Origin of the sequence: Desulfotomaculum sp. OF05-3, assembly GCF_003435535.1 — a bacterium.
GTDB classification, from domain to species: domain Bacteria; phylum Bacillota; class Clostridia; order Lachnospirales; family Lachnospiraceae; genus Pilosibacter; species Pilosibacter fragilis.
The window spans coordinates 23179-35640 of the sequence record NZ_QWGO01000025.1; the positions used below are offsets into that span (position 1 = coordinate 23179).

Here is a 12462-nt window from a genome sequence, read left to right on the forward strand (position 1 = left end):
CCATGAAAAGTACAGCAAAAAAGAAAATCTTTATCAACAATATGATCACGCTCGGCATGGTCGTTGCTGCCTGGATCATCATGGAAGTGCTCATGGGCACCGGACATGTATCCAGCCTTTTAAAGGGACTCCTCGTTCCTTTCTGTATCTACGTGATCATGGCGGTTTCCTTAAACCTGACCGTCGGAATCCTCGGTGAGCTGAGCCTCGGACACGCAGGCTTCATGTGTGTCGGCGCCTTCTCCGGTGCCCTCTTTTCCAAGTGCATGAAGGGCGTGATCGATCCGACCGTAAGTCTTGTGATCGCCATCTTTGTCGGCGCTGCCGTTGCTGCCGTTTTCGGCATTCTGATCGGCATCCCGGTCCTGCGTCTGCGCGGTGACTATCTCGCCATCGTGACTCTTGCCTTCGGCGAGATCATCAAGAACCTTGTAAACGCCGTATTCCTCGGACGCGACGCTGACGGCTTCCACATCTCCTTCAAGGACTCCATGTCCTTAGGCTTAAAGGATGGCGGCGAGGTCCTCATCAAGGGTCCTCAGGGGATCACAGGGACCCCGCAGGCAGCCACCTTCACGATCGGCATCATTCTTGTCCTGATCACACTGATCATCGTCATGAACCTTGTAAATTCCAGAACCGGCCGCGCGATCATGTCCATCCGTGACAACCGCATCGCCGCTGAGTCCATCGGAATCAACATCACAAAATACAAGCTGCTGGCCTTCAGCATCTCCGCTGCTCTGGCAGGCGTTGCAGGCGTTCTCTATGCCCACAACCTTACGACACTTACTGCTCTCCCGAAGAACTTCGGCTACAACATGTCCATCATGATCCTTGTATACGTGGTTCTCGGCGGAATCGGAAGCATCCGTGGATCCGTGATCTCAACCGTTATCCTCTACCTGCTCCCGGAGCTTTTAAGAGGTTTAAACAACTACCGTATGCTGATCTACGCCATCGTCCTGATCCTCGCGATGCTCTTCAACTCCGCTCCGCAGTTCATCACGCTCCGTAAGCGGATCTTCGGCGGCTTAAAACCGCAGCATGCTGCCCATTCCGGAAAGGAGGAAGCTTAAAATGTCAGACATGTTAAGTGTAAAAGGATTAAGCATCTCCTTCGGAGGCTTAAAGGCTGTCAATAATTTTGCCATCAACATTGAAAAAGGCCAGCTCTACGGTCTCATCGGACCGAACGGTGCCGGCAAGACCACGATCTTCAACCTCCTGACAGGCGTTTACAAGCCGGATACAGGAACGATCCTCTTAGACGGCCAGAACCTTACAGGAAAGTCCACTACCGACATCAACAAAGCCGGTATTGCCCGTACGTTCCAGAACATCCGCCTTTTCAAGGATCTTTCCGTTCTCGACAACGTAAAGGCAGGACTTCACAACCACCACACCTACTCCACTCTTGAGGGAATCCTCCGCCTTCCGCGGTACTACAAGGCGGAAAAAGAGATGGATGAGGAAGCCATGGAACTCTTAAAGGTATTCGGACTTGAGGGAGAATGTGATTTCAAGGCCTCCAACCTTCCTTACGGAAAACAGAGAAAGCTCGAGATCGCCCGCGCCCTTGCGACGGAGCCGAAGCTTCTTCTTCTCGATGAGCCGGCTGCCGGCATGAACCCCAACGAGACCGCAGAGCTGATGGACACGATCCGCTTCGTCCGCGACCATTTCGGAATGACGATCCTCCTAATCGAGCATGATATGAAGCTCGTCAGCGGTATCTGTGAGCGTCTTACCGTCTTAAACTTTGGTCAGGTCCTCTGCACAGGTCCTACTCAGGAAGTCTTAAGCAATCCGGAAGTTATCAAAGCTTATCTCGGTGAATAGGAGGAGAACAATCATGGCAATGTTAGAAGTAAGAGATCTGGAAGTCTACTACGGCGTGATCCAGGCGTTAAAAGGAATCTCCTTCGATGTAAATCAGGGAGAGATCGTCGCTCTGATCGGTGCCAACGGTGCCGGAAAGACGACAACACTGCACACCGTGACGGGTCTTTTGAGCGCCCGTTCCGGACATATCATGTACGAAGGAACCGATATCACAAAGATCCCCGGCTACAAGCTCGTCAGCATGGGAATCGCCCATGTTCCGGAGGGACGCCGTGTATTCTCCACGCTCACCGTTCTCCAGAATCTGAAGCTCGGTGCCTACACAAGAAAAGATAAGGCAGAGATGGATGCGACGCTCAATATGATCTATCAGCGTTTCCCGCGTTTAAAGGAGCGTGTGAACCAGCCGGCCGGTACCCTCTCCGGCGGTGAGCAGCAGATGCTCGCCATGGGACGCGCCCTCATGAGCCATCCGAAGCTCATCGTTCTCGACGAGCCGTCCATGGGGCTGTCCCCGATCTATGTAAATGAAGTCTTCGACATCATCCAGAGCATCAACCGCGACGGCGTGACGGTTCTCTTAGTCGAGCAGAACGCGAAAAAAGCGCTCTCCATCGCGAATCAGGCATATGTACTGGAGACCGGTAAGATCGTTCTGAGCGGCGACGCGAAGCAACTTATGAATGATGATAAGGTCAAAAAGGCTTATTTAAGTGAATGATCAGAAGTTACGGTCTGTGCCTGGCACAGACCGTATTTTTTTCTTACAAATATATGAATCCATGAAAATCATGTAACGTTTTGACGAATTTTATGGTATACTCTTAGCAGACAGCACTGAAACTGTGCAGAATAAAGAAGAAAAATCATGTACAGGGGAGGAAGATATTATGAGCAAAGTCATTACAGTCAGCCGCGAGCTCGGCAGCGGAGGCCGCGAGGTCGGTCTTCGTCTCGCAAAAAAACTCGGCATTCCTTTTTACGATAAAGAACTCATCGCCATGGCGGCCGAGGACAGCAATATCTCGGAAGATCTTTTTCATGCGAACGATGAAGTGATCGCCGGTCAGAAACGGATCAACTACGATGATTATGCCACTGTGGATCCTTTCTCACCTGTATACGAAGTCCCGGTCTCCGACCAGCTCTTCGTGATCCAGTCGAAGATCATCCAGCGCCTTGCCGCAAACGGTCCCTGTGTGATCATCGGCAGATGCTCCGATGTGATCGTCGAGGACGCTTTCCGCATCTTTATCTGCTCCAGCTTCAAAAAGCGTGTGGAGCGGATCCAGAGGCTTGAAAAGGAGCCTGAAGATATAAAGAAACTCGAGAGCCGCATCCGCGCCGTGGACGCGAAGCGACGGGATTACTACCAGTATTACAGCGGAAATGAGTGGGGCAAACCGAAAAACTATGACCTCTGCTTAAACAGCGGTACACTCGGGATCGAGCGGTGTGTGGAGATCATTGCGAATTCAGTCACTTTGGAATAGCAGGAATTCTCTTTATTGCATAAAAGCGTAAAACTTCAACTTATTGAATTTTTCTGTTGACAAATCCGCCCGACAGCGCTATGATAGCTTCAGCAGCCGGAGAGAATGAATCCGGCGGTAATCTTCAGAGAGGAGAACAGCAGATATGAAGAACCAGATGATGAATCTTTTTGCATCCTATTCTTTTTATTATTTTCCGGGCTATTATTACTGCGCGGACTGTTTCTGCTGCAAAAAACAACCCTCTCCGACCGAAGGTCTTTAGGACTTCAGGAAACGTAAAGGAAAATGCGGAGCCGGTGTTTGCGATTGCAGCAGACACCGGCTTTTTTGTTTCCGGATACCCACAAACGTATGCATGAAGCAGTTCCTTTTTTTCGGCTACGGTACCAGCTGAATACAGGAATATCCGTTTTCCAGAGCGTTTTTATAAGCAGACCAAACCGAAACTTGTCATATAAAGGAGAATAAGATTATGATCATTATTTTAAAAAGAAATGCCAACAAAGAGAAAGTAGAGAACTTAAAGACAGAGCTTGTAAATCAGGGATTTAAGCTCCATCTCTCCGAAGGAACCGAGGCCTCCCTCATCGGTCTCATCGGTGACACAAGCCAGATCCATGAAGACTGGTTAAAAGCCAACGATGTCGTTGAGGACGTCCGCAGGATCCGTGAGCCGTATAAAAAGGCAAACCGCTCCATGCACCCGGAGGACACAGTCATCGATGTCTGCGGCAGAAAGATCGGCGGCGGCAGCTTTCAGGTCATCGCAGGCCCCTGCTCCATCGAGACAAAGGAGCAGATCACAGAGGTTGCTGAGGACGTGAAGCGTTCCGGCGCAGCCTTCCTCCGCGGCGGTGCTTTCAAACCGAGAACTTCCCCGTACGCGTTCCAGGGTCTTCACGAGCAGGGTCTTGACCTTCTCTTAGAGGCAAAGAAAGCCACCGGTCTCCCGGTAGTCACGGAGATCATGAGCGCGGAGCATCTTCCGCTCTTCGACGACGTTGACATCATACAGGTCGGCGCAAGAAACATGCAGAACTTCGAGCTTTTGAAAGTCCTTGGAAAGATCGACAAGCCAATCCTCTTAAAACGCGGTCTTGCAAACACCTTAGACGAGCTTCTGATGAGTGCGGAGTACATCATGGCAGGTGGAAATGAGAAGGTGATCCTCTGCGAGCGCGGCATCCGCACCTTTGAGACTTCCTACAGAAATACGCTGGATATCTCCGCGATCCCGATGTTAAAGAAAAAGACCCATCTTCCGGTCATCGTCGACCCGAGCCATGCGGCAGGCATCCGCTTCATGGTGGAGCCCCTTGCCATGGCAGCTATCGCAGCCGGAGCCGACGGTCTCATGATCGAGGTCCACAATAACCCGGAGAAAGCCCTCTGCGACGGTGCCCAGTCCCTGACGCCGGAAATGTTCGACCATCTGATGAAAAAAGTCGATAAAGCTGCGGATTTCTTCCACTCTCTCGGTTAATCGTTGTTCTTTTCCTGAATATGCAGTATAATATTTAAATCACACCGCAATGAAACGGCAGGTCGGCGCTGGAAATGCGCCGGCCTGCCGGACGGTTGCAGACTATTAAGATTCATGGAGGTTCACACGATGGTCAGAAACACTGAAACTGCTTTTGTTCCAAATCTGCGCGGAGGCGACGGAACGATCGAGATCCGTCATATCTTAAACAAGGATGAGCTCATGGGTCACGCGTCCATGTACGCCCACGTGATCATCCCGGCCCACGCCAGCATCGGATTCCACCAGCATGTGGAAAACACCGAGCCGTACTACGTTCTCAAGGGAAAGGGAATCTTTGAGGACAACGATCACACCGAGACCGAGATCCACCCGGGCGATGTCTGTGTCATCGAGGTTGGCCAGAGCCACGCGATCAAAAATCCTTTTGATGAGCCGCTTGAGATCATGGCACTTGTGATCAATGAGCGTGGAAAAGAGATCTAAACCCGCGCGTCCCAGTCCATTCGAAGCAGGAACACGATAAAGATGATCGAACTCAGCGTCCACGTCAGCGGGTACGCTGAGGAGATCGTCCGGAAGACGGGAATGATCCGGATCGCGATCGTCACGTAGAGCACGCGGATACCGCACCAGCAGATCAGCATCGTGAACATCGGGACAATGGATTTTCCCACGCCGCGGAGTACTCCCGTCGCGCAGTTGGAGAACGCCAGCAAAAAGAAAAATAAGGCAACCGTTCTTCCGTGGATCGTTCCAAATTCGATCGCTTCCGGCACATCCACAAAGATCCGAAGCAGGATCGGAACCCAGATAAAAAGACAGATTCCTACAAGCTCCGCCATTGCCATTCCGAACGCCACACCCATCACGGAACCTTTCTTCGCGCGGTCCGCTTTCCCGGCACCGAGATTCTGGCTCACAAAGGTTGTCAGCGCCATGGACATGCTCATGATCGGAAGAAAGGCAATCCCCTCAAGCTTCGCGAAGGCCCCCTGTCCGGAGATTGCAAAAGCTCCGAAGGTATTGATGTTTGACTGGACCACAAGATTTCCGACACTGATCACGGAGTTCTGAAGTCCCGTCGGAAGTCCCTGTGTGATCACCTGACGGATCATGGAGCCATTGAAGCGAAGCTCCTTAAAATGGATCGTCGCAGCCCCTCCATCCTTCACCATGCGGATCATGCATAATAAAACACTCAATCCCTGGGCGATCACCGTGGCAACAGCAGCGCCTGCGGCACTCCACTGAAATCCCGCCACAAAGATCAGATCCAGGATCATATTCACTATAGAAGAAAAGATCAGATAATACAGGGGATGGACACTGTCCCCCACTGCCCTCATGATGTTCATGCAGATATTGTACATGATGACGGTGGAGACACCGGCAAAATAGATTCCGAAGTACAGTCTCGCCTCCACCATCACGCTGTCCGGCGTGTTGAGCCAGCCGAGAAGGATCGGAACAAAAAACAAACCGATGAGCGTCGCGAAAACCGAGAACACGATTCCCAGAAGAAAGTTTGTGTGTACCGCGCACCGTAATTTTTCCTCATCCTGTGCCCCGAAATATTTCGAGATCACGACACCGCCGCCCACAGCGATCCCGGCAAAAAACGTGATCACCGACATATTCACATTTGATGATAAGCTCACCGCCGCGAAGGCATCATTGCTCGCGAAATTTCCGACGACCCAGGCATCCGCCATATTGTAAAGCTGCTGTAAAAGCTGTCCTAAAAAGATCGGGATCATAAACCTGAAAAGTCCTCGTCCGATCGGACCTTCTGTCAGATTCCCATCCTTCTTCCCACTACCGGCTCCTGCCCTTTTCCGGACTAATCCCATGCCATTTCCTCCCTCAGTATCAGACCATTCGTCCTTCATATGCTTCAGGTATTGTCCGCATAGTACGGACTTTTGTCGTTTAAGTGACACATTGTAACTAAAATAATCGTATCATGTATGACCAGGGATGTCAAGTGACGGAACGGTCCCTGATCTTATGAAAACCAAAGGAGATTTTTCTTATGCCGCAGATCAAAAAAATCACTGATCTCACAGCGCCGGAACTCGATCTTTTTTCCAGATATTCCGAGTCCCAGCTTTTCCATATCAACGAACCGAAACCGGGGATCTTCATCGCAGAAAGCCCGAATGTGATCGAGCGCGCCCTCAATGCCGGGTATGAACCGCTCGCTGTCCTCATCGAAGAAAAACAGGCCGACGACCTGATCCCGAAGCTCTTTTTTGCTTACCCGGAGCTTCCTGTGTACACCGCAAAATTCGATCTACTGACAAATCTCACCGGCTTTGCCTTAACCCGCGGCCTGCTCTGCGCCATGAAGCGAAAGATCCTGCCGTCTGTGGCGGAAATCTGTGAGGGAAAACACCGGATCGCTGTCCTTGAGAATGTCATGAATCCCACAAATATCGGGGCGATCTTCCGCTCTGCCGCGGCCCTTGGAATGGACGCGGTGCTCCTGACCTCCGGCTGCAGCGATCCCCTCTACCGGAGAGCCGCCAGAGTCAGTATGGGAACTGTCTTCCAGATTCCGTGGACCTGTTTTCCGAAAAACGCGGATCTCTCCTGCGGCGGACTTGAAACACTCCGATCTTTGGGATTTCAGACGGCTGCCATGGCGCTGAAGGAAGATTCCGTTTCCATTGATGATCCAAAGCTTCTGGCTGCCGAAAAACTTGCCGTGATCTTAGGAACAGAAGGGGACGGCCTCGCCTCCGCAACCATCGGCGGGTGCGATCATACGGTCATGATCCCGATGGCCCATGGGGTTGATTCGCTGAATGTGGCGGCAGCCAGCGCGGTGGCATTTTGGGAACTGACGAAAAACAGAAAGGATCTGATATCATGAAAAAACAGGCATTATTCTGCATAGCTCTTGCAGGTACTCTTATGGTCGGAGGATGCGGTCAAAAAGCCACTGACTCCACCGCTGGCACCGCGCAGGTGACCGAAACGTCCGACTCCGCTCCGGCTGACAAACCGGACGGCGTTCAAGACAAAAACTCCGATAAACCCGGAAATCCGCCGGATGGGGCTCAGGGAAGTCCGGATGGAAAACAGGCACCGCCGGACGACGGAAACGGAGGTCCGGGTGGACAGAACGCTGCTCCGACATCCTATACGGCAGTCTCAAGCTACTCCACCGATACTGAGGAGGACGGAAAGACCTACACCTCCACAGGAACCGATGAGAGCGCAGTTCTCGTCACCGAAGGTGCGAACATCACCTTAAAAAATTTCACGATCGACCGCAATTCCGCTGACAGCACCAGAGGCGATGATTCCAGCTTTTACGGAACCGGTGCCGCGGCACTTGCCACCAACGGCAGCCTGACACTGACCGGCGGCACCATCACCACCGATGCAAAAGGCGGTGCAGGTGTCTTCAGCTACGGCGACGGCAATGTCGCCGTATCCGACACCACGATCACCACAAAACAGGATACCTCCGGCGGTATCCATGTGGCAGGCGGCGGCACACTCACTGCCACCAACCTCACCGTTGAGACAAACGGTGAATCCTCCGCAGCGATCCGGAGCGACCGCGGCGGCGGTACCATGACGGTAACCGGCGGAACCTACACCTCCAGGGGAACCGGCTCCCCGGCAGTCTACTGTACTGCCGACATTACCGTCAACAACGCGGCGCTCACTGCTGAAAACTCTGAGGCTGTCTGCATCGAGGGTCTGAACTCCCTTTCTCTCACAAACTGCTCTCTCTCCGGAAACATTCCGGAAAATGAACAGAATGACTGCGACTGGACCGTCATCCTCTATCAGAGCATGTCCGGTGACTCAGAAGTCGGCGAAAGCAAATTTTCCATGGACGGTGGTAGCCTAACCTCCTTAAACGGCGGCCTCTTTTATACGACAAACACGGAGAGTTCCTTCTATCTTAAGAATGTGGACATCACCTACTCCCCGTCCAATAACTTTTTCTTAAAATGCACCGGAAATGCCAACAAACGCGGCTGGGGTCAGTCCGGAAAAAATGGTGCTGACTGCACCTTTACCGCAGATTCTCAGGAAATGAGCGGCGATATCCTCTGGGATAGCATCAGTAATCTCGATCTGAAGCTCACAAACGGCACCATCTTAACAGGCGCCATCCTTCAGGACGAGACAAACGCCGGTGACGGCGGAGACGGAACCTGCGACGTCACCATAGACGCCCTCTCCGCCTGGACCGTAACCGGAAACAGCACTGTCACCTCCCTCACCTGTAACGGCTCCATCACAGGGGCTGACGGCAAAAGCGTGACGATCGCCGGCACAGACGGCACTGTATTTGTGCAGGGTACTGGCAAATATACGATCACGACCGGTTCCTACAACGAGTAAATTTTAAACTTTGACCTTCTGTTATTTTTTTAACAATTTCTTCCATTTTCGTTGTATACACAACATACATTATATTTTGGTTATGCTATACTAAGCCCATCGCATAGCAAACCAAGTAACTGTTCAGTGCCTCACAGTTACATGCAAAAATCCATTCCAAATCGGCTTCGCCGATGGGATTTTTGCCTTCAAGCCTGTGTTTTATTACGGTCAGCGCAGCGAGTGCGCAGACCTACTGAACAGCTACCAAACCAACACCATTTTGCAAATACAGGAGGTACCCCATATGACTCAGACTATCAACCCAAGAAAAGCAGCGATCATCGGCTGCGGCTTCGTTGGCTCCGCCACTGCCTTCACTCTTATGCAGAGCCGCCTTTTCTCCGAGCTCGTCCTTTTAGACGCCAACGAAGCAAAAGCCGACGGCGAGGCAAAGGATATCGCCCACGGGATCCCCTTCGCCGGTCAGATGAAGATCTATGCCGGAACCTACGATGACATCGCCGACTCCGCCATCATTATCATCACCGCCGGCGCCAATCAGAAACCAGGCGAAACAAGATTGGATCTCGTCCATAAAAACGTAGCCATTTATAAAAGCATCATTCCGGAGATCTCCAGACGGGACTTTCAGGGCATTCTCCTCATCGTCTCCAACCCGGTAGACATCCTGACCTACACGGCCCTGAAGCTCTCCGGCTTCCCTGAAAACCGTGTCATCGGTTCCGGCACGGTCTTAGACACTGCCCGCTTAAAATATGCCTTAAGTGAACATTTAGGTGTCGACAGCCGCAGCGTCCACTCCTTCATCATCGGTGAACATGGTGACAGCGAGATCGCCGCGTGGAGCAGTACCAACGTATCCGGAATCCCGTTAAACACCTTCTGTGAGATGCGCGGCCACTATAACCATGATGCCGCCATGGACCGCATCGCCGAAGAGGTAAAAAACAGCGCCTACGACATTATCTCCAAAAAACAGGCCACCTACTACGGGATCGCCATGAGCGTCAAACGGATCTGCGAATGCATCATCCGAAACGAACGTTCCATTCTCCCGATCTCCTCCATGATGCATGGAGAATACGGGATCAGCGGCATCTCCCTCAGCATGCCGGCGATCGTAGGACTCAACGGGATCGAGACCCACGTTCCAATCTCACTGGACGCAGAGGAAGCAGAAAAACTCCGGGAATCCGCCGAGACCCTGAAAAAAATAGCTGCAGAGCTTGATCTCTCCACAGCCACCAACTAACCTTATATTATCTGCCCGGCATAGCAACGGCAGATTTTTAACCTAAGACAAGGGAAAACACGCTTCGCGAGTTTCCCCTTGTTATCGCGACAGTCGCCAAGGTCTCGCGAAAGCGCGGACTTTGGCTCGTTGTTCGCGAGCTTTTTTTACATCTACTGTAATTCCGCGTAATCCTCCGGCAAAAACCGGTGGTAGATCAGATGACAGCCCTCATCCTTAAAACAGTAATAATACCGGTCCGGAATCCCATCCGCAAAATAGAAGACCCAGTCGAAATCTCCATCTTCGATCTTCTCAAACACCGGCTTTGCGGACCACTGACGGAAGAGTTCTCTGATCTCCTCAAGACTGCATCCATGCGTCCCGACAAGATCCACCAGATCCTGAATAAATTCCCGCCCTTTCATCTGCTCATGCACATAGACACTTCCGGTCTCCGGAATCAGGAAACAGAACCGGTCTCCCTTCGCCGTCACGCGGACTTCTCCCAATGTCTTTTTCATATGCGCCCCAAGACCGTTCAGACGCACCTTCATCTCCTCCGCTGTGTCCTCACTCCCGAAAAAATGGTTCAGCGTGGACACCGGATAATAAAGTCGTATCACTTCCGGCCGGAATCCCAGCTTCGCCTGCTGCTCCTTCACCAGATCGATCAGATTCTCTTCCAGTCTTCGAAATCCCATCCTGCCAAATTCTCCTTCTTTTTACGCCTTCACATCAAATACATCCGCAACATCACAGAGCAGCTTGCGGATCTCAAGATGCTGCGGACATACCTTCTCGCACTTTCCGCACTTGATACAATCCGACGCTTTTCCGTTGTTCCGTGTGTGGATTCCATAATAAAAATTGGAATTCGTATTCTGGTAGGTCTTCTTCGCATTCATGCACGCAAACAGATCCGGGATCGAGATCTTCTTCGGACATCCGTCGACACAATAGCGGCATTCGGTACACGGGATCAGGTTCTTTCCGCGGAAGATCTCGCGCACCTTCTCGACCGCCTTCATCTCCCTCTCATCAAGGGGTTTGAAGTCCTTCATGAAACTCACATTTTCCTTCATCTGCTCCAGACTGCTCATTCCGGAGAGGACCATCATGATACCCGGGAATCCCGCCGCGTAGCGGATCGCATAGGTAGCCGGACTGCCGCCGTGAAGCTCCTCAAAGACTGCCTTCGCGTCATCCGGAAGATTCGCAAGGCTTCCGCCGCGGACCGGTTCCATAACGATCACCTGTTTTCCATGCTTTCTGCAGATCTCATAGCATTTCCCGGCCTGAACTGCCGGATCATCGAAGTCCGCATAGTTAAACTGGATCTGGACGACTTCGATCTGCGGATACTCCGTTAAGATCTGCTCAAGGACCTCCGCGCGGTCATGGAAAGAAATTCCAAAGTGGCGGATCTTCCCCTCTTCCTTAAAGGTTAAAGCCGTCTCATACGCATGGCACTCCTTAAACTTCGGATAGTTTCCCATTCCCTGGGCATGCATCAGATAGAAATCAAAATAGTCCACACCGCAGCGCTCCAGCTGTGACTCAAAAAACGGGCGGATATCCTCTTCCTTCTCAAAATAAGCGGCCGTCAGCTTATTTGTAAGAATGTAGCTCTCCCTCGGATAACGGCTCGTCAGGCAGTTTTTGACCGCAAGCTCACTTCTCTCACCGATGTAGCCGTGAGCCGTATCAAAGTAGTTGAAGCCCTGATCCAGAAAATAATCCACCATCTGGGAAACCTGCGCCTCATCGATCTCTTCCCCGATCATAGGGAAACGCATACATCCGAAACCAAAATTCTTTTTAATCTTATCCATGCTGCTCTCCTTTTCTGAATAGATCCGGCACGGGCGGTGAATGTCTTCACCGCTGCGTCCCAATCATGCTCCTGCCTTTTCTCCGGCTGATCCGTCGTCCACTTTTCACGGTCCGGCAACGCCCGCCGCTGCGTTAAGTAACATCTTGTAACTTATTTTGATGATAGCATACGCCCACTCCCTTGTCAAGCGAATGGA

General features: G+C 51.8%; 12 protein-coding genes. 9 read left to right on the forward strand and 3 right to left on the reverse strand.

Annotation, left to right across the window (positions count from 1 at the left end; genetic code table 11):
• Positions 1-2 precede the first annotated feature (2 nt).
• The 6 genes from DXA87_RS12665 (at position 3) to DXA87_RS12690 (ending at position 5310) form a co-directional block, all read left to right on the forward strand.
• Positions 3-1079: a branched-chain amino acid ABC transporter permease gene (locus DXA87_RS12665; protein ID WP_117504694.1), complete on the forward strand. Its 1077-nt coding sequence runs from the start codon at positions 3-5 to the stop codon at positions 1077-1079.
• A gap of 1 nt (position 1080) precedes the next feature.
• On the forward strand, positions 1081-1842 hold the full coding sequence (locus tag DXA87_RS12670) for an ABC transporter ATP-binding protein (RefSeq protein ID WP_181968539.1): 762 nt from the start codon (positions 1081-1083) through the stop codon (positions 1840-1842).
• 13 nt (positions 1843-1855) lie between these two features.
• Positions 1856-2566: an ABC transporter ATP-binding protein gene (locus DXA87_RS12675; protein ID WP_015554098.1), complete on the forward strand. Its 711-nt coding sequence runs from the start codon at positions 1856-1858 to the stop codon at positions 2564-2566.
• 169 nt (positions 2567-2735) lie between these two features.
• On the forward strand, positions 2736-3338 hold the full coding sequence (locus tag DXA87_RS12680; RefSeq protein ID WP_117504696.1) for a cytidylate kinase-like family protein: 603 nt from the start codon (positions 2736-2738) through the stop codon (positions 3336-3338).
• A gap of 475 nt (positions 3339-3813) precedes the next feature.
• Positions 3814-4824 (forward strand): 3-deoxy-7-phosphoheptulonate synthase, encoded by a 1011-nt coding sequence (gene aroF / locus DXA87_RS12685; protein ID WP_021903916.1) that lies wholly within the window; start codon positions 3814-3816, stop codon positions 4822-4824.
• A 129-nt stretch (positions 4825-4953) separates the two neighbouring features.
• Positions 4954-5310, forward strand: a complete 357-nt coding sequence (locus tag DXA87_RS12690) for a cupin domain-containing protein (RefSeq protein ID WP_117469330.1) — start codon at positions 4954-4956, stop codon at positions 5308-5310.
• Here the strand turns inward: DXA87_RS12690 and DXA87_RS12695 are convergent.
• Positions 5307-6677, reverse strand: coding sequence for an MATE family efflux transporter (locus DXA87_RS12695; protein WP_015554093.1), 1371 nt, complete (start codon positions 6675-6677; stop codon positions 5307-5309). The two genes, DXA87_RS12690 and DXA87_RS12695, sit on opposite strands and share 4 nt — an antisense overlap.
• Before the next feature lie 182 nt (positions 6678-6859).
• Between DXA87_RS12695 and DXA87_RS12700 the strand changes: the two genes are divergently transcribed.
• From DXA87_RS12700 to DXA87_RS12710, 3 genes are all read left to right on the forward strand, one after another.
• Positions 6860-7702 carry an RNA methyltransferase gene (locus tag DXA87_RS12700; protein ID WP_117504698.1) on the forward strand — a complete coding sequence of 281 codons (843 nt, stop codon included), beginning with the start codon at positions 6860-6862 and terminating at the stop codon, positions 7700-7702.
• Positions 7699-9195, forward strand: a complete 1497-nt coding sequence (locus tag DXA87_RS12705; RefSeq protein WP_117504700.1) for a hypothetical protein — start codon at positions 7699-7701, stop codon at positions 9193-9195. The genes DXA87_RS12700 and DXA87_RS12705 overlap by 4 nt, the downstream gene beginning before the upstream one ends.
• 286 nt (positions 9196-9481) lie before the next feature.
• Entirely contained in the window at positions 9482-10450 is a 969-nt protein-coding gene (locus DXA87_RS12710) for an L-lactate dehydrogenase (protein WP_117504702.1), read from the forward strand.
• Positions 10451-10602: 152 nt separating this feature from the next.
• On the opposite strand, the gene DXA87_RS12715 is transcribed toward DXA87_RS12710, so the two are convergent.
• Positions 10603-11133 (reverse strand): DUF3877 family protein, encoded by a 531-nt coding sequence (locus DXA87_RS12715; RefSeq protein WP_117504704.1) that lies wholly within the window; start codon positions 11131-11133, stop codon positions 10603-10605.
• A 21-nt stretch (positions 11134-11154) separates the two neighbouring features.
• The gene (locus DXA87_RS12720) at positions 11155-12264 is read right to left on the reverse strand and encodes an aldo/keto reductase (protein WP_117469599.1); all 1110 of its coding nucleotides are present in this window, start codon (positions 12262-12264) and stop codon (positions 11155-11157) included.
• Positions 12265-12462 lie beyond the last annotated feature (198 nt).